Source organism: Desulfobotulus sp., from assembly GCF_034006065.1.
Lineage (GTDB): Bacteria > Desulfobacterota > Desulfobacteria > Desulfobacterales > ASO4-4 > Desulfobotulus.
Genome location: NZ_JAVETM010000012.1, coordinates 1 through 16,713, shown reverse-complemented (window position 1 = coordinate 16,713; position 16,713 = coordinate 1). Strand labels below are relative to the sequence as shown.

Here is a 16,713-nt window from a genome sequence, read left to right as displayed (position 1 = left end):
ATACAATGACCACCGGCACGCCGGAAAAAGAACAAACAGCCCTGCATGATTATAAAGACCCTGTGCGCCAGCTGCTGACCTACGGTGCCTGTCTCATGGGGCAAGATTTCAGGAATTGGCCTGATTACCTTCAACTGGGTCTGAATAAAAATCATGTTCAGGAACTGATCGCAATGGTCACGGACCAAGCGCTTCACCTTTCTTCTTCGGAATCCACTGAAGTATGGGCGCCCGTGCATGCATGGCGGGCCTTGGGCCAGCTTAAGGCAGAAGAGGCCATTACACCTCTCATAAGCATCTTCTGGATGGCGGACGATGCAGAAGATGACTGGGTGACTGAAGAAATGCTCCTTATCATGGGGATGATAGGGCCTGAAGCCATATCCCGTCTCACCCAGTATATGAAAGACAGACATAACGGCATCTATGCAAGAAGTATTGCGGCCAGTAGTCTGCACCGTATTGCTGAAATGCATCCTGAAAAAAAAGAAGTGTGTATCAGAAAACTGACGGAGCAGCTTGCGGACCATTGTGAGGATGATGCCGAACTGAACGGATATATCATTGATGCTCTCATTCGCCTGAAAGCCCTTGAATCCATCAGGATTATTAAAAAAGCCTTTGAAAAAAACTGCGTGGACGATTCCATCGTCGGTGATTTTGAAGATATTGAAATCGCTTTTGGCCTGAAGGAGAAGAGAACAAAAAAACGGGAGCCCTACTTTGTTTTTGACAAGGAGAAATACAATCCCGGCAGGGCATCTGAACCCGCAGGCAGATCCGCCAGCAAAAAGACCGGCAGAAACGAACCATGCCCTTGCGGCAGCGGAAAAAAATATAAAAAATGCTGCCTTATATAAACAAAAAAAGAGATCCCCCCCTTTTCTCGCTTTTCACGGGATCCATGCCCATACGGGGCAGGTTCTCCTTTTCATGCATTATACAAGGATAGGACTTGATATCATCCATGGACACTTCAACGCTCTCATCGCATCTCCATTCTTCGTCTCCGAAACTGGCACTGACGGCTGCCTGTGGAGCAGGAATCATGTGGGGAACCGGCGCGCTGGTTGTCAATATACTTGTCGCCCGGCATGGCTTCACCCCTGAAAACGTTTCCTTCTGGCGTTTCGTCATTGGCGCGGTTGTTCTCGTTGGGGTCTTTGGCCGTGCCATTTCGTGGAGCCGACTGCGGCCGTTGCTGACAACGGTCCTTCTTGCGGGCGTGACAATGGCTGGCTATGTATTGCTCTGGTTTCTTGGAATCGAACAATTGGGTGCCGCTGTTCCCACACTGATTGCGCTCTGCCTGCCACCTGTCATCGTCGCCATCATTGCAGTCGCGCGGGGTCAGGAAACAGCAGATCTGCAACTCGTTTTTGTGCTTTCAGCCGCGATCCTCGGTACCGTTTTGGTCATCACCCAGCACGGTACCATTACGGCAGGTGTCGGGCCGCACAACACTTTGCTCGGGGTTGCCTTCTCCATTGGTTCGGCGCTCCTGTATGCTGGCTTCTCCATGATCAGTGGCCGTATTTCCATCGCCCTCGGAGCTGGACCGGCCACAGCGTGTCTGACCGTGGTTGCAGCCGCCGTAATGAGTTTATACGCCCTTTGCCGACCATTCACCTGGCCGACAGAAATTCCACCGCAAGCATGGCTGCTCTATCTTGGCATTGTCACCGCAGCCCTCGCATTACTTGCCTTCAGCTGGGGAGCTGCGCGACTGAAGCCCACGGCACTCACTGTGGCCACCTTGCTTGAGCCTCTCACGGCTGTGGTGCTTTCGGCTTTCCTTCTTGATCAGCACTTCGGAACATTACAGTGGCTGGGCGCTACGCTCCTGCTGTTAAGTATATGGGGCCTTGGGAGCAGAATATCAGCAAAGATCGAAAACAAGAGACCAGCCATCAGCCAAGTGGGGGGTGCTCCCTTCATCTGACAGATACCATCAAGAATCGGTTAATTTTATCAAGCAAAATAAAGACCCTCTTATCAGAACCTTCGCCTCCATCACAGAGACACTTTATTTATTGGGTTTCAACCGAAATGCTCAGATAGATTTTTTAGAGTGGATTGGCAGAGGAGCCGTTGAGATTCATGATATCCAGAATAAAGTTTTTCTCAGGCTAAAAGAGCTGACAGAAAAATATTGTGACTCACCAATGAATTTTTCCGATTCATCCCTTGTATATATGGCTGAACAACTGAACATCAATACCATTGCAACCATTGACCGTGATTTTACAGTTTATCAGGATCAAAAAAAGAAAAAAGTTTGAAAAAGTTATGCTTTCTCGAATGAATCCGCCCCATACTGCTGCAAATGCATTTTTCCAAAAGCGCGTCTTAATCTAGCGCACGACGACCTCGCTCCGAATTCCGTACTCATTGACGACCGCCCGTCGTTCCCCCCCTGCAAGCGGGGTGCAACTCAGCTTTTTCCAGCCTGTGCCTCCTAGGGATTCAAGCTCCATTTTCTCCGATGTCACCTTCACATGAATGCGAAATCTGTGACCTTTCAAATCTGACGCCCTGGCAGCCACACCCGATTCATCGATCCAGAAACTGCACCCCCCGTCGCCAGACTCCCTCCATTTCAGGGTCAGCCAGTCTGTGCCATGGTGCCGCTCAAAGGAAACTTCGGACGCATCCCAATCCACTACAAACTCAAAACTTGCAGGCTGTACCGTACTCCTGCCTGTTCCGTATGTGTACGAAACAAGGGCCGCACATACCAAAAAACCTGTGACCAGAAATGCCACCACCCGATTTTTCATCACATTCCCCCCTTCATTGGTTCTTTGCCAAAAGGAACCTGTCTCTCTTTTTTGTGTAACGATTTTTCCCCCGCTCACTCTTCTACCCCAACGGGCTCTCTTCATACACTTTTTTTCAGGAGTTTCTCATGTGGCGGATCGTTCTTGGCATCAACAAACACCTCACTCTGGCCATTCCGGTCATGATGGGGGCAGGCTTTGTCTATGGAATTTTTTTTCCCGCAGACGGACTGAAAATGGCCATTGTGCCCCTCACCTTTCTCATGGTCTATCCCATGATGGTAACCCTCAAAATCCGCAAAGTTCTCGAAGGAGGCGACAGCAAAGCCCAGATTCTCACGCAGCTTTTGAATTTTGGCATCGTCCCCTTTCTCGCCTGGGGGATGGGCCGCATTTTCTTTGCGGATCATCCCTACATGGCCCTGGGATTGCTGCTTGCGGGACTGGTGCCCACCAGCGGCATGACTATTTCCTGGACAGGTTTTGCCAGGGGCAATGTGGAAGCCGCTGTCAAGATGACCGTCATCGGCCTGACCTTAGGCTCCTTTGCCACCCCTTTTTATGTTCAGGCCCTCATGGGCGCGTCCATTTCCGTGGATTTCGCGCTGGTCGTCCGGCAAATCGCCTTCATCGTTTTCCTGCCCATGGTCGCAGGCTTTCTCACCCAGACCGCCCTCATCCGGGCCTGTGGTCAGCCACGATTTCAAAAAGATATCGCACCGAAATTTCCTGGGCTTTCCACCATCGGTGTGCTGGGTATCGTTTTTGTTGCCATTGCTCTGAAAGCCCGAACCCTTGCCGAAGCCCCGGAAATGCTGGGACTGATCCTGATGCCCCTGGTACTGATTTATGGCATCAATTTTGGCATCAGCACCCTGGTCGGCAGGTATTTTCTACCCCGTAATGACGCCATTGCCCTGATTTACGGCTCTGTTATGCGCAACTTATCCATTGCCCTTGCCATTGCCATCAACGCCTTTGGCCCTCAGGGTGCCCAGGCTGCCTTGGTCGTGGCCATGGCCTATATCGTCCAGGTGCAGTCTGCTGCCTGGTATGTCCGGTTCACAGACCGTATTCTGGGGCCAGCCCCTGTTTCACCTTCACTTGGCCTGAAAGCATAGCATGAAAAGGACACCCCTTTTTTGCTACTGGATCGCAAAAAAGCCTCCCTGAAAGAGGCTTTTTTATCCTGTCACCCGGTCTTTCATCCATCGTCTGCCAGGCAATAATCCGGTTACCACCGTCTCCCTTCCATCTTAGAGAACCGTCATGCCACCTTTTTCATAGCAGAGGCCAGCATGCGATCGGCCACAAGACCCGGAGCCAGGCGTTTCCGGGCCATCTCGGCCAGGGTCATTTTTCCCTCTTCATCCATGGGAAGGCTTTTTACGGCAAGACTCAGGGCCTTTTCCATGGCGCTGCGCACCCGCTCAAACCCCGCACTCACCTCAGGATAAAGATTGTCCTCCCGCCAGGGGAGAATCATGCGGCCTTCGGCCTTTCCCGACCTGTGGGAAGGGGTGATCACCTCCCAGCTTCCCTGCCGCCCCGCCCCTGCCCTCTCGTTCTGGCCGGGATAGCAGTGGGCTTCCCAGTACGCAGGCGGCATGGGAATGCCCGTATCCACGGCCAGAGGTGCCATGCCAAGCCCCATTTCCGCAGGTTCCAGTGTGATGACCCAGTTCAGAACCGGGCGATAGTTGCCGCGTTTTTTCTGAATCTTCCAGCTAATGTCCATCCCTTCTCCTCCCTATGATATGCCCCTTATGTTCCAGGGTCGTTCTTTCACATGTCCCAGGGTTTTTCCGCTATGAAACGCCTCCCAGATACACAAGCTCTCCGAACGGGGGGGCCTCACGCCTCCCTTCCCCGCACACCGCCCAGAGCACGGGAAAATCCGGCTCTTCAGGATAATGGGAACAGGCAAGATCCGTCAGATAGACAAAGCAGCGGGGAGCAATCCCCTCCTTTTCCAGCCAGCGAAAAGGGGCCCGGAAATCCGTACCGCCCCCGCCCGTAAAAAGGGGTTCTAAGGGCAGATCCGAACGGGAGAGGGAAAAAACCCCGGCCACGGCCTGATCGCAGCCCATCACCAGAATCTCTCCGGCAAAGGAGGTCAGGATGGCGGATACTTCCGCACAGAACAGATCCAGTTCCCCATCGGATATGCTGCCGGAAGTATCCACCACAAGAACAATGCGATCCGCTTCCTCGCTCCGCACCGAAGGCAGATAGATGCCCTGATGCAGATACCTGCGGTTGGGCGGAGACCAGGCATAATCGCTGCGTGCACTCTGATCGATAAAACGGCTGAGGAGCATACGCCAGTCCATACCCGGCTCCAGGGCCTGACGCACCTCGCGCAGAAGACTGGCCGGAAGATCCCCGCAGTCCCGCTCCGTCATCAGGGCCTTGGCCACCAGAGAGTCGGCAGCGCTTTCCGCAGCGTCTCCGTCCCGGCCCTCACCGGGGCTGTCGCTGTCCCGGACCTCGCCGCTGCCACCGGGATCACCCCCTCCGTTTTTTTCCGTATCCAAAGCCTCCTTTTTTTCATCCGCGTGGCCTGTGCTGTCGCCGTCTTCGGAATCCGAAACACCCTCACTGCTGCTTCCTTCCGTATCACTGCTGCCGCCAAGCCTTTCGCCCTGAGGCCCCTCGCCTTCCATTTCCTCCCCGTCCCCGTTTTTCCCGGAACCGGGCTCCGCCCTGCCCTGCCCCGCCTCCTTTTCCATGCGGCTGACAAGCAGATCATAGGCCCGCTCCGCAGAAAGGTGACGCAGTTCCGGGTCATCAAGATAGCCTTCGGGAAGCCTGAACCCCGCTTCCACCAGCATCCAGTTCATGGTGTGGTCACAGGCCATGTTCCAGAGGGCAGGGTCCCTGCCCTTTCTCCGGCCAGGATGGCCAAGGGCCGTATGCAGCACAAGATGGGCCACAAGCCCTTTCAGGGTCTCAAAGGGAAGAAGGCGGATATAGTCGGGCCTGTAGCCGAGAATGCGGCCATCGGTCCAGGCTGTGGGGCAGTCCGGATCGGGCATGGGCTTAAGGCCCATGGCAATGGTTCCGAAAAAGGGATGATCGAGAAGGAGCCGGGTTCTCGCCTTGCGGATAAGAAAGGCCGCCCCTTCCGGGCTTTCCTGAAAAGACATCAGACAAGGATCTCCGCATGGGCTTCGGCCCAGTCCACAAAGGCCCCCGTATCCACCAGGGAGGCATCCTTACGCAGGGAATCCCGGATCAGGAGTACGGCAAATTCCACGGGAAGGCCTGCGGCAATTTCCGTGATGGCGACAAAACTTTCGGGGCTGGCATGGCTGGCCAGAAGTTCGCAGAGGGCATAGAGAAGGGCGGGGTTATCCTGGGGCAGACGCCAGCCTCTGGGATCGGCAAGAAGGCTTTCCGCAGAGGGAAGCTCCCGGCACACCTCAAGAAAACCCGAAAATTCCGCAGCCGCACCTGCCCCCACCGTTCCCGCCACAAGGGGTTTCAGGATTTCTCCATCATCCGTGGCATCGAGAATGCGGGAGACAAAGGCCCAGGATCTTGGCGTGGGAAAGGCCTTTTCATTGCGCCCAGGATCGAAATCATGGAGAAGCCTCGGCCTGAACCGGAGAAAGGCAATGACCTCCGGTGCCATTCCCTCTTTCAGGGCCCAGTCCACCCAGTCCTCAAGGCGCACCTCAAAATCCACATGGGTGAAGCGGTTGGCCAGGGCCGAGGGCATGCGGTGGGTCACGGAACGGTCGGTCTCCCGGTTGCCTGCGGCCACCACAGACCAGCCCTCCGGCAGGCGATAGTCGCCGATGCGGCGATCCAGTACCAGCTGGTAGCAGGCCGCCTGCACCAGGGGAGGGGCTGCGTTCAGCTCATCGAGAAACAGAATGCCCCGGCCCGATTCCGGAAGAAAATCCGGCGGAGACCAGGAAGTCCGGCCTTCTCCGTCGATGCGGGGAAGCCCCCTCAGGTCCACGGGATCGAGAAGCAGGGCGCGGATATCCACCAGTTCACGGCCGAGGGCCCGGGCAGCCTCCCGGACCACATCACTTTTTCCGATACCCGGAGGGCCCCAGATGTAAAGGGGCTGTCCTGCGGTGACAAGGGTTTCAATGGCAGTCTGTACGGCGCGGGCTCGCATGTTATTCCTCCGGTGCTAAAATTTATCAACCTGAAGCTTTTTGCCTAACCATAGTTTATTTGTCAAATATTTTTTGTTTCTCCAAAAAAATATACCCTGCCTTTTCCCTTTCACCCTGCCTTGCCAAAAAACGAGACTCAAGCTATAAACTCCCCATATTCAGCGTGCTGCCCAAACCCAACCGCGCTCCGAACCCAGCGCAGGCTCCCTCCTGACCTGCTGACCGCGCACCTTTCTGCCTGAATCCAGGCCAGGATTGATGAGGCTTCCTTGCATTACACCTGCGTTGACATCAAGGCCATCGGCTATGAACTTCCCTCCCATGTTCTCACCTCCGAAGAGATTGAAGTGCGCCTTGCCCCCTTATATGAAAAACTCCGGCTGAGGCCGGGACAGCTCGAAGCTCTCACCGGCGTTCAGGAACGCAGGCAATGGGATCCGGGCATGCCCCTGTCCCATGGGGCCATTGCCGCAGGCAGATCCGCCCTGGAACAGGCCGGAATGCGGGCTAAAGACATAGATATGCTCATTTACGCCGCCGTGTGCCGGGAAAATCTGGAACCCGCCACAGCCTGCGCCGTGGCTCAGGGCCTGGGCCTATCCGACCATGTCCACCTTTTTGACCTTTCCAATGCCTGCCTCGGCATGATCAATGCCACACTCCTTGTGGCCGATGCCATTGAAGCAGGCCGCATCCGTAGCGGCATGGTGGTGGCCTGCGAGTCCTCCCGCCAGATCATGGACCTTACCATGGAAGCCATGCTGGCCCGTCCCACCATGGAAACCTTCACCCAGGGGTTGGCCACGCTCACCGGCGGTTCCGGGGCTGCGGCCATCGTTCTCGGAAAAAAAGACTGCGGACCTTCGGGCCATGCCCTTCTCGGCGGCGTAGTCCGGAACAGAAGCGCCTGCTATGACTTATGCATCTGGGGACCGGACACGGGCATTCCCGCCTCCGCGCCCATGCGCATGCGCACGGACGCCGCAGCCGTACTCCGTCAGGGTGTGGACCTCGGGGTTCAGACCTTCAGGGCCTTTCTTGAAACCCTGAACCTGGATCGGGAAGACCTCCATCGCATCATCTGCCATCAGGTGGGCGCAGCCCACCGGGAAACCGTACTAAAGGCCATTGGCATTCCTCTGGAAAAAGACTACCCCACCTTCCCCTTTCTCGGTAATATGGGCACCGTATCCCTGCCCATCACAGCGGCCGTCGCCGCAGAACAGGGCTTTCTTCAGCCCGGCCACAGAACCGGGTTTCTGGGCATTGGCTCCGGACTCAACTGCCTGCTCCTGGCCCTTGACTGGTAAGGATCTTCCCATGCAAGTCGCTCCTCCCTTTCTCCAGAATCTGTACCCTTTTTCCTCCCACTTCACCCAGGTCCACGGCTTTGCCATGCACTATGTCGATGAGGGTACGGGTCCCCTGGTACTCTGTCTCCATGGCAATCCCACCTGGAGCTTTTACTTCAGGGAGGTGGTAAAGACCCTGAGTCCCCAATACCGTGTGCTGGCTCCGGACCACATCGGCATGGGGCTTTCGGACAAACCCCATCCCGGAAAACATCCCCACACCCTCATGCAGCGGGTTTCAGATATGGAAGCCTTTCTTGAAGCCGTTGCACCGGGCACACCCCTTCACCTCCTTGTACACGATTGGGGGGGAATGATCGGCACGCTTCTGGCCCTGCGGCAACCGCATCGGATCTTAAGCCTCACCATCACCAACACCGCAGGTTTTTTAAAACCCGCGCACAAAAAACTGCCCCTGCGCATTCGGCTGGGCCGGGATGTTCTTCCCATCGCCGCCCCAGCCATCCTTGGTCTCAATCTCTTTGCAAGGGCAGCACTTTGGTTCTGCTCTAAAAAAGGCCTGGATCCAGTCATTCGCAAAGCCTACCTTTTCCCCTATGGCAGACCCGCCCACAGAAGGGCTCACCTGGCCTTTGTACAGGACATCCCCCTGAAACCGGAAGATTCCGCCTATGCGGCTGTGGCCTGGGCGGAAAAGAACCTGCCTCTGCTCGCCCCCATCCCCAAATGCCTTCTCTGGGGAGAAAAGGATTTTGTCTTTGACACAGAATACCGGGATCTCTGGAAACAACATTTTCCGGAAGCGGTCTGTCACAGTTTTCCCCAGGCCGGTCATTATCTTTTTGAGGATGAGACCCAGGCCTGCATGACCATACTGAAAGATTTTCTGAGCCACCAAGGATCCTGAAAGGTTTACCCTTGCAAAAAGACAGCAGCGCCAAGACCAAGGAACCCCAGAAAGTAAAGGGCAGGAAAAACACGCCGGAACCCCCGCCCCCACCGCCTCCGCCACCCAGAAGATCGAAAAAAAAGATCTTCCTGGTTTCCCTTCTTCTTTTTCTCTTGGCTGTGGTCGGCGCCTTTGCCATTTTATTTCTTCTCCCCAGCAACGAAGAAAAACCCGCCATCTACCCCGCTGAAGTCTTTGAACATCTTACCATGGATGATGCGCTTCTGGCCTTTACCTGGCAGTATCTTCCCGAAAGCTATCAGGCCCTGAGGGGACTTAACGCGGAACTTCGCCTCATCAAGGAGGAAATTCTGCGCATTGAAGCCATCGCCACCCGATTCCCCGAGCAAAGACGCATTCCCCAGACAGAAATTCGGGAGTGGGAAAGCCTGAAGCGGGAGGTGGAAACCACCATCACAAGGATTCAGAGCGCCCTGCAGGCCCTGTATGTCACCCACCTTGTCAATGCGGCCAAGGGCGAGGAAGCCATCCGACTTGAAGCCGCTACCCTGGCTTCGGAACTCCGCACCACCCACACCCTTTCACGGGAAAAAACCCTGCGCCTCAGCGCAGACCCCTTTGAAACCCAGCCCGGCAGGCTGGATCGTCTCTTCCAATGGCTGCCATGGAACCCTTCCTGAGTGCGCGGCTTCACCCCAACCCCTTTTCCAGAGGTCTTTTCAAATGGCAAACGCCAACATCGCCCGCATGCTTACGGAAAATGCCGCACGCATGCCCCATAAACGCGCCCTGGTCATGCCTGCGGGTAAAAGTGTCAGAGGCCATCTGCGCACCACCCAGCTCACCTTTTCCCAGCTTGATACCTTAAGCACCAAAGCCGCCGCAGGTTTTCAGGCCATGGGCCTGGCACCCGGCACCCGCACCGTGCTCATGGTACCGCCGGGCAGGGATTTTTTCATCCTTACCTTCGCTCTTTTCAAGGCAGGACTCGTGCCTGTGGTGGTGGATCCCGGCATGGGTCTCCGCCGCATGGCGGATTGCCTGGCCTCCACCCAGGCCACGGCCCTGGTGGGTATTCCCAAGGCCCACCTTTTCAGCAGGCTTTTTCCCAGAGCCTTTTCCCATGTACGCCATCGGGTGAGTACCCTTTCCTTGCCTTTTTCCGGTATCCAGAGTCTCGACGGCCTTCTCACCTCCGAAGCCACAGGCTTTGAAATGGCCCCTTGTGAACCGGAAACCCTGGCTGCCATTCTTTTCACCACGGGCAGTACGGGGCCTGCCAAGGGGGTCTGCTATACCCACGGCAACTTCCGGGCCCAGATCCAGACCCTGCGCCAGCAGTTTGAAATTACCGATGAAGATCGGGATCTCCCCACCTTCCCCCTGTTTGCCCTTTTCGATCCCGCATTGGGCATAACGGCCTTTATACCGGAAATGGACCCCACAAAACCGGGAAAAGCCGACCCAAGGCCGCTGCTTGAAGCCATCCGTCACCATGGCATTACCACCATGTTCTGCTCTCCGGCCCTCCTCGACCGCCTGGGGCGTTATGGAAGCCGGGAAGGCATACGCCTTCCCAGCCTCAAACGGGTGGTCTGCGCAGGCGCGCCTGTGCGATCGGACATTCTTCAGTCCTTTGTGCCTGTGATCGGAAATCCGGCCCTGCTCCATACACCCTATGGCGCAACGGAAGCGGTGCCCCTCATGGGCATCACCGCCGCAGAAATTCTCTCGGAAACACGTTCTTTCACAGATCAGGGCATGGGCATCTGCGTGGGAAGACCCTTCAGAGGCGTTGAAATCCGCATCATTGCCATCACCGACGAGGCCATTGAAACCCTCGACCAGGCCACAGAACTTCCCGAGGGCGAAATCGGAGAAATCATCGCCAGAGGCCCCATGGTCACCGCCGCCTATTTTGAAAATTCCCAGGCGGACCGCCTTGCCAAAATCAGGGATGTCAAGGGATTCTGGCACCGCATGGGCGATCTGGCCTGGAAGGACAATTCCGGCAGATTCTGGTTCTGCGGACGCAAATCCCACAGAGTCTGCACTCCGCAGGGAGAAGCCTATACCCTACCCTGTGAGGCCATTTTTAATACCCACAAGGAAGTCCGCCGCAGTGCTCTGGTGGGTATCGGTCCCAGAGGAAAACAAACGCCCATCATCGTCATTGAACTTCAGAATCAAAAGCTGAGCCGCAAAAAACAAGAGGAGCTCCGCAGCGAACTTCTCCAACTGGCAGGCGCCTTTGATCATACCTCCGGTATCCGCCATCTCCTCTTTCACCCGGACTTTCCCGTGGATATCCGTCACAATGCCAAAATTCACAGAGAAACCCTCGCCCTCTGGGCGGAAAAACACTTGGGCCAGGCAAAGGGCCGTCAGGAGGCAGGATGAAAATCCCAAAAGCGCTGGTCACAGGCGGCAATGGCTTTCTTGGTTTCGCCATTACGAAAAAACTGCTGGAAAAGGGCTGGGAAGTCCGCATACTCGCCAGGGGAAAAACAGCAATTCCTGAAACAAAAGAAAATCTTGCCTGGATACAGGCCGATATCCGCGACCCAGAAAAAGTAATGCGGGCCGCCGAAGGCGTGGATACGGTTTTTCACACCGCAGCCCTTGCCGGGGTATGGGGACCTGAAGAGGTCTATCGCAGCATCCATGTGGACGGTACGGAAAATGTCATCGCCGCATGCCGATCTGCGGGCGCTCGCCTCATCCACACAAGCTCGCCTTCGGTGGTCTTCAACGGCAAGGATATGGAAGGTGTCGATGCCGCCTGCCCCTACCCGGCAAGCTACAGCGCAGCCTACCCCAGAACCAAGGCAGAGGCGGAAAAAAAAGTAAGGGAAGCTGCGGAAAAAGGCCTCGCTTGCATGATTTTAAGGCCCCACCTCATCTGGGGGCCGGGCGACAACCATCTTGTCCCAAGGATTCTTGCCAGGGCCAAGCGCCTTGCGCGCATCGGCCCCCGCAACCCCCTCATTGACACCGTTTATATCGACAATGCAGCCCAGGCTCATCTTCTTGCGGACCAGGCCCTCGCTGAAAAAGCACACCTTTCCGGCAGCATTTATTTTGTTTCCGACAACAGCCCCACTCCCCTCTGGGACATGGTGGATGCCATTTTACAAGCCGGAGGCAAACCTCCCGTAACCCGACGGATTCCCCTGAAACTGGCCCTTGGGCTGGCACTTTTTCTCGAAACGATCTATCGTGTTCTTCATCTTCCGGGAGAACCCATACTCACCACCTTCACCGTGAAGGAAATGACCACCGCCCACTGGTTTGATATTGAAAACCTTATCCGGGATACGGGTTATACTCCCCTCATTTCCAGGGAAGAAGGCCTTTCCCGGCTGGCGCGCCACCTGAATCGTGTCTGAGTTGTTTTGGTTTTCCCCAAAAATCCTTCCAGAATAAGGAGATGGATCATGCTCAGAAAAAACGTCCTGACTTTTGCCCTTCCCGCATTGGGATCCGCCCTCTTGCTCCTTTCCATGGGACCTGCCAGCGCATCACCAACCGTGGATGCAACCCCAGCAGAGGGACTGGCGATTCTCGAAAACCGATGCGCCGTCTGCCACGGGGTCGACAAAGTGACACGCACCCAAAAAGACAAACGCCAATGGGAACGAACCGTCAACCGCATGATGGGCAAAGGCGCCACACTGACGGAAGCGGAAAAGATCCTGCTCATTGACTATCTTGCAACCCACCATGGCCGATAGACGGCCCTCTCGGCCCAAGCCCCAATGAGAACGGGGCGGATCCCCTTCAAGGAGATCCGCCCCGTTTCTTTTCATCCTGTCAGCATTTTTTTAAGCCGCCAGCCAAGAGAAATCCTTCATTTTTCATGCGCCCCTGGCCCAGAAGGCCCCCAGCCTCTCCAGTTGCGTATGCAGGCGTACTCTTTGCCCTTCTCCCATGGCGGGCAGACAGCTTCGGATCTCACGCAGCAAGGAAGCCAGGTCCGCTCCTGTTCTCAGGGAGAGGGGCTGCCAGACCCCGGTCCGGGCATCCTCCATTTCCACACAGGCCCAGAACCTTGCGGGCAGGGGATGAAATGACACCCGCCAATCCTGGGGATCTGCACCACATCCCTGGGCAAACAGGGTTAAGATGCGCAGATGCTTGGGAGAAATACGGCTGATGCGTTTGTACTGCTCCCAATGGAACATCCGTGCATCGGCAAGAAGAGCGATGCGCACAAGCCCCCCCTCCTGCTTCCGGATCTCCTCCTTTGTCCTGCGGATCACGCGGCCATCCGGCAAGGTCTGGATGCAGGCCGCACTGGGTTCCCAATCTTTGCGTATGGAACACCAGACCACAGGTTTTTCCGTGGCCCTTGAAAAGGAAGGAGAAGGTTCAAGGAATCCTGAGCGTAAAATGGCACCAAGGGCTTTGCCTGTGGTGTAGTGGTAAACCGTTTCCGGAGCCGCCATGGAAAATCCCTTTGTTGTCATTCCGGGCTATTCTGAAGAAACTTACGCGCAAACTTCAAAAAAGCCTTGGGCTCCGAAAGCTCACGAACATCCCCCATGAGCCCCATTTTCATCAGATTATCAAGGGGCCTGTTGATGGCCGCACCCGAAGCCCTGCCCTCATCCACCAGAGTAAAAAGCAGCTTCTGACGATGCCGCAGGGACAGGGTCACGGCATGGAGAATTTCCCCATCTCCCTTGAGCGCTTCCGTGGCCTTGCGCACCCGGCCCTCATGCTCGGAAAGAAAACGACGCCCTTCCTCACTGGCCGGGGGCAGGGAAAAAAGTCGGTTGGTCACGGCCGCAGCCAGCAAACCCGCCTTTTCCTTTTCCATCTGCATTTCCTTGGAGTATCGCGCCTCAAGCCTGCGGTATACCCCATGCTTAATCTGGTCAAAGGCCTTATCCATGCCTTTGTAAAGCTGTTTTTTCGTAAAAATGAACACGTTCCCGCCCCATATGCTAAAAAAGTTCCATCCGTCCCGGCAGCAGAACCAGCCCCCTGCCCGGGCGTCTTCATGAGAATTAAGGCTCCCGCACATCCGGGTTTAAAGAATAAGCGCATTCCTTCTTTAGCCCAAAAGTCTTTCCGCCTCAAGTAAAGGATCATGATGGGAGGATTTGCTTTTTATTCATGGGAGTGCTAGCAGATAGTCCTGAAAAAGCCATGGGAGGTCGGGGGATATCCGGCCTGCCCGCGTTTTCCGATCCAACCCCATCCGTATTCAGGAGGCCTTCCATGAAAACCATAAAGGATAACGCAAGGGAAAGGATGACCGGCTACTGCCGCGTCTGCCCCATCTGTAATGGCAAAAACTGCGCATCCGGCGTGCCCGGCATGGGGGGCATCGGAACCGGTGAAGCCTTTCGAGCCAACAGCGAAGCCCTTTCGGATCTCCGCCTCAATATGCGCCTCATTCATGGGGTGACCGAGCCTGACACCCGCACGGAGCTTTTCGGTATTCCTCTGGACATGCCCCTGCTGGCTGCTCCCATTGGTGGTATTTCCTATAATATGGGCGGTGCGGTTCCCGAGGCCGATTATATCCATGCCATTGTCAATGGATGCCGCAAGGAAGGCATCATCGGCTGTACGGGAGACGGCGTTCCTCCGGAAATTTCCCAGTGCGGCTTTGAAGCCATCCGGGATGCCGCTGGTCAGGCCATTCCCTTTATCAAACCCTGGGAAGATGCCGAACTCTATGAAAAGCTGGACAAAGCCCTCAGCACCCAGGCCTTTGCCATCGGAATGGACATTGACGCCGCAGGTCTCATCACCCTGAGGCTCATGGGCCGCCCCGTATCCGCAAAATCCGTGACAAAACTCCGGGAAATCAAAAAATATATCGGAAGACCCTTCATACTCAAAGGCATCATGACCCCGGATCAGGCGGAGCTGGCCCTGGACGCCGGAGCTGATGCCATCGTGGTTTCCAATCATGGCGGCCGGGTGCTGGACATGACGCCCGGCTCCGCCGATGTGCTGCCGGAAATTGCCGAATCCGTCAAAGGCCGCCTCAAAATCCTCGTTGATGGGGGGGTGCGCAGCGGCGTGGATATCCTGAAGATGCTGGCTCTGGGCGCTGACGCCGTACTCATCGGCCGACCCTTTGCCATTGCCGCCTGCGGTGGCCTGGAAGAAGGGGTGACCACCTATATCCGGCAGCTCCGCATGGAGCTCAAGCAGGCCATGGTCATGACAGGATGCGCCAGTCTCGCGGACGTGGACGAAGCCATTCTTTACTGAAAACCGATTGAGGGGAGTGCGCAGGCACTCCCCCTTTCATTCTGAAGACCTGAGGACACAAGGGAGAAACGGTGGGAAAAACGCTCCGTATTGTTTCCTGGAATGTCAATGGCCTCCGGGCCATATGGCAAAAGGATTTTGCATCTTCGGTTAAAACCCTGGACGCAGATATTCTCATGCTTCAGGAAACCAAGCTCCAGGAAGCTCAGCGCAGCCCGGAAATGCTCACCCTTGCGGGTTATCCCCATCAGGTCTGGGGCTACAGCCGAAACAAGAAGGGATATTCCGGTGTCATGACCTACAGCCGTGTTCAGGCCCTTTCCATGGGAACGGATCTGGGGATTGCGGAATTTGATGACGAAGGCCGGGTCAATCAGCTGGATTTTGAACACTTCACCCTGTTCAATGTCTATTTTCCCAATGGCCAGATGGGCGAAGAGCGCCTTGACTATAAACTCCGCTTCTATGAGACTTTTTTCCGCCATGCCGACGCCATGCGTCAAAACGGAAGACCTGTCATTGTCTGCGGAGACTTTAATACGGCCCACAATGAGGTGGACCTGAAGCATCCCAAAGCCAATGCCAACACCTCAGGCTTCCTGCGCATTGAAAGGGACTGGCTGGATCGCCTCATGAGCGAGGGCTGGGTGGATACCTTCCGCTATCTTTATCCGGATACCATCCGCTACTCCTGGTGGTCTTACCGGTCCAATGCCCGTAAAAACAACGCAGGCTGGCGCATTGACCTTTGCCTTGTTTCCCGAAATATCGTAGAAAGGGGCTGGCTCCGGGATGCCTTCATTGAAAACGAACTCATGGGTTCCGACCACTGCCCTGTGGGCCTGGTCCTGGAAATCCCCTGAAGTGCTGAAAATGTGCCCTGATCCGCAAAAACCCAACCCTGCTTTTCTTTCAGGAAAGTCCGAACCCACACCCATGATCCCCCATTACCTGGCCAAGACAGCCCCCATGACCCGATCCCTTGCGTACTTACACAAATTCTTCTTATCTCTCAGGCAAAACCTCTTTGCATGGTGTCTGCCCCTCTTTCTTCTTTCCGGCTGCGCGCACAACCTTCTTCTGGTGCGTGAAGCAGATCTTACGAGGGTGGATCAGCGCCTCTCGGATCAGGCCCTGCTCACGGCCCACATTCTCGAATCCCAGAGCCTCAACCATGAACTTCTCGCCCGCCTGTCCATGGAGGTGGAAGGCAACACCGCCTGCGAGTCCCTGGCCCCTCTCATGGAAAAGCTCATGGAGAATCAGACCGCCAAGTTTGGACTCCTCGAAGACATCTCCATCAAGCTCACCCAGGTCAAACCCGCCACACCGCCCCCCCC

General features: G+C 55.8%; 19 protein-coding genes. 13 read left to right on the top strand and 6 right to left on the bottom strand.

Annotation, left to right across the window (positions count from 1 at the left end):
• Positions 1-5 precede the first annotated feature (5 nt).
• The 3 genes from RBR60_RS06545 (at position 6) to RBR60_RS06535 (ending at position 2,282) form a co-directional block, all read left to right on the top strand.
• On the top strand, positions 6-860 hold the full coding sequence (locus RBR60_RS06545) for a DUF1186 domain-containing protein (protein ID WP_320355086.1): 855 nt from the start codon (positions 6-8) through the stop codon (positions 858-860).
• Between the two features lie 107 nt (positions 861-967).
• Positions 968-1,942 (top strand): DMT family transporter, encoded by a 975-nt coding sequence (locus RBR60_RS06540; RefSeq protein WP_320355138.1) that lies wholly within the window; start codon positions 968-970, stop codon positions 1,940-1,942.
• Entirely contained in the window at positions 1,926-2,282 is a 357-nt protein-coding gene (locus tag RBR60_RS06535; protein WP_320355085.1) for a PIN domain-containing protein, read from the top strand. Before RBR60_RS06540 ends, RBR60_RS06535 begins: the two co-directional genes overlap by 17 nt.
• 72 nt (positions 2,283-2,354) lie before the next feature.
• On the opposite strand, the gene RBR60_RS06530 is transcribed toward RBR60_RS06535, so the two are convergent.
• A complete protein-coding gene (locus tag RBR60_RS06530) occupies positions 2,355-2,780 on the bottom strand; it encodes a hypothetical protein (protein WP_320355084.1) in 426 nt (141 codons plus the stop codon).
• Positions 2,781-2,908: 128 nt separating this feature from the next.
• On the opposite strand from RBR60_RS06530, the gene RBR60_RS06525 reads away from it, so the two are divergent.
• Positions 2,909-3,901: an arsenic resistance protein gene (locus RBR60_RS06525; RefSeq protein ID WP_320355083.1), complete on the top strand. Its 993-nt coding sequence runs from the start codon at positions 2,909-2,911 to the stop codon at positions 3,899-3,901.
• Positions 3,902-4,047: 146 nt separating this feature from the next.
• On the opposite strand, the gene RBR60_RS06520 is transcribed toward RBR60_RS06525, so the two are convergent.
• The 3 genes from RBR60_RS06520 to RBR60_RS06510 all read right to left on the bottom strand — a co-directional run bounded on the left by RBR60_RS06520 (position 4,048) and on the right by RBR60_RS06510 (position 6,915).
• A complete protein-coding gene (locus tag RBR60_RS06520) occupies positions 4,048-4,518 on the bottom strand; it encodes a hypothetical protein (RefSeq protein ID WP_320355082.1) in 471 nt (156 codons plus the stop codon).
• A 70-nt stretch (positions 4,519-4,588) separates the two neighbouring features.
• Complete coding sequence (locus RBR60_RS06515; RefSeq protein WP_320355081.1) at positions 4,589-5,929, bottom strand: DUF2201 family putative metallopeptidase; 1,341 nt, start codon at positions 5,927-5,929, stop codon at positions 4,589-4,591.
• A complete protein-coding gene (locus RBR60_RS06510; protein ID WP_320355080.1) occupies positions 5,929-6,915 on the bottom strand; it encodes a MoxR family ATPase in 987 nt (328 codons plus the stop codon). The genes RBR60_RS06515 and RBR60_RS06510 overlap by 1 nt, the downstream gene beginning before the upstream one ends.
• Before the next feature lie 270 nt (positions 6,916-7,185).
• On the opposite strand from RBR60_RS06510, the gene RBR60_RS06505 reads away from it, so the two are divergent.
• The 6 genes from RBR60_RS06505 to RBR60_RS06480 are packed head-to-tail and all read left to right on the top strand — an operon-like array spanning position 7,186 to position 12,873.
• Entirely contained in the window at positions 7,186-8,226 is a 1,041-nt protein-coding gene (locus tag RBR60_RS06505; RefSeq protein ID WP_320355079.1) for a 3-oxoacyl-ACP synthase III, read from the top strand.
• A 10-nt stretch (positions 8,227-8,236) separates the two neighbouring features.
• Positions 8,237-9,136: an alpha/beta fold hydrolase gene (locus RBR60_RS06500; protein WP_320355078.1), complete on the top strand. Its 900-nt coding sequence runs from the start codon at positions 8,237-8,239 to the stop codon at positions 9,134-9,136.
• An 11-nt stretch (positions 9,137-9,147) separates the two neighbouring features.
• Positions 9,148-9,819: a hypothetical protein gene (locus RBR60_RS06495; RefSeq protein WP_320355077.1), complete on the top strand. Its 672-nt coding sequence runs from the start codon at positions 9,148-9,150 to the stop codon at positions 9,817-9,819.
• Between the two features lie 43 nt (positions 9,820-9,862).
• Entirely contained in the window at positions 9,863-11,539 is a 1,677-nt protein-coding gene (locus RBR60_RS06490) for a fatty acid CoA ligase family protein (protein WP_320355076.1), read from the top strand.
• Complete coding sequence (locus RBR60_RS06485; RefSeq protein WP_320355075.1) at positions 11,536-12,528, top strand: NAD-dependent epimerase/dehydratase family protein; 993 nt, start codon at positions 11,536-11,538, stop codon at positions 12,526-12,528. Before RBR60_RS06490 ends, RBR60_RS06485 begins: the two co-directional genes overlap by 4 nt.
• Positions 12,529-12,576: 48 nt before the next feature.
• Positions 12,577-12,873 (top strand): hypothetical protein, encoded by a 297-nt coding sequence (locus tag RBR60_RS06480; RefSeq protein ID WP_320355074.1) that lies wholly within the window; start codon positions 12,577-12,579, stop codon positions 12,871-12,873.
• A 123-nt stretch (positions 12,874-12,996) separates the two neighbouring features.
• Here the strand turns inward: RBR60_RS06480 and RBR60_RS06475 are convergent, their stop codons facing one another.
• Entirely contained in the window at positions 12,997-13,608 is a 612-nt protein-coding gene (locus tag RBR60_RS06475) for a hypothetical protein (RefSeq protein WP_320355073.1), read from the bottom strand.
• Positions 13,605-14,072 (bottom strand): hypothetical protein, encoded by a 468-nt coding sequence (locus RBR60_RS06470; protein WP_320355072.1) that lies wholly within the window; start codon positions 14,070-14,072, stop codon positions 13,605-13,607. The genes RBR60_RS06475 and RBR60_RS06470 overlap by 4 nt, the downstream gene beginning before the upstream one ends.
• A 293-nt stretch (positions 14,073-14,365) precedes the next feature.
• Here RBR60_RS06470 and RBR60_RS06465 point away from each other — a divergent pair, with 293 nt between their 5' ends.
• The 3 genes from RBR60_RS06465 to RBR60_RS06455 all read left to right on the top strand — a co-directional run.
• A complete protein-coding gene (locus RBR60_RS06465; protein ID WP_320355071.1) occupies positions 14,366-15,373 on the top strand; it encodes an alpha-hydroxy-acid oxidizing protein in 1,008 nt (335 codons plus the stop codon).
• Positions 15,374-15,444: 71 nt separating this feature from the next.
• Positions 15,445-16,236 carry an exodeoxyribonuclease III gene (locus RBR60_RS06460; protein WP_320355070.1) on the top strand — a complete coding sequence of 264 codons (792 nt, stop codon included), beginning with the start codon at positions 15,445-15,447 and terminating at the stop codon, positions 16,234-16,236.
• 73 nt (positions 16,237-16,309) lie between these two features.
• Positions 16,310-16,713, top strand: a 404-nt coding sequence (locus RBR60_RS06455; protein ID WP_320355069.1) for a hypothetical protein, incomplete at its 3' end; no start/stop codon positions are given.

Coding starts and splice junctions, on each gene's coding strand:
- RBR60_RS06490 (WP_320355076.1), top strand. CDS start 9,863: ATGGCAAACGCCAACATCGCCCGCATGCTTACGGAAAATGCCGCACGC.
- RBR60_RS06530 (WP_320355084.1), bottom strand. CDS start 2,780: ATGAAAAATCGGGTGGTGGCATTTCTGGTCACAGGTTTTTTGGTATGT.
- RBR60_RS06485 (WP_320355075.1), top strand. CDS start 11,536: ATGAAAATCCCAAAAGCGCTGGTCACAGGCGGCAATGGCTTTCTTGGT.
- RBR60_RS06465 (WP_320355071.1), top strand. CDS start 14,366: ATGAAAACCATAAAGGATAACGCAAGGGAAAGGATGACCGGCTACTGC.
- RBR60_RS06510 (WP_320355080.1), bottom strand. CDS start 6,915: ATGCGAGCCCGCGCCGTACAGACTGCCATTGAAACCCTTGTCACCGCA.
- RBR60_RS06540 (WP_320355138.1), top strand. CDS start 968: ATGGACACTTCAACGCTCTCATCGCATCTCCATTCTTCGTCTCCGAAA.
- RBR60_RS06515 (WP_320355081.1), bottom strand. CDS start 5,929: ATGTCTTTTCAGGAAAGCCCGGAAGGGGCGGCCTTTCTTATCCGCAAG.
- RBR60_RS06500 (WP_320355078.1), top strand. CDS start 8,237: ATGCAAGTCGCTCCTCCCTTTCTCCAGAATCTGTACCCTTTTTCCTCC.
- RBR60_RS06480 (WP_320355074.1), top strand. CDS start 12,577: ATGCTCAGAAAAAACGTCCTGACTTTTGCCCTTCCCGCATTGGGATCC.
- RBR60_RS06520 (WP_320355082.1), bottom strand. CDS start 4,518: ATGGACATTAGCTGGAAGATTCAGAAAAAACGCGGCAACTATCGCCCG.
- RBR60_RS06545 (WP_320355086.1), top strand. CDS start 6: ATGACCACCGGCACGCCGGAAAAAGAACAAACAGCCCTGCATGATTAT.
- RBR60_RS06525 (WP_320355083.1), top strand. CDS start 2,909: ATGTGGCGGATCGTTCTTGGCATCAACAAACACCTCACTCTGGCCATT.
- RBR60_RS06475 (WP_320355073.1), bottom strand. CDS start 13,608: ATGACAACAAAGGGATTTTCCATGGCGGCTCCGGAAACGGTTTACCAC.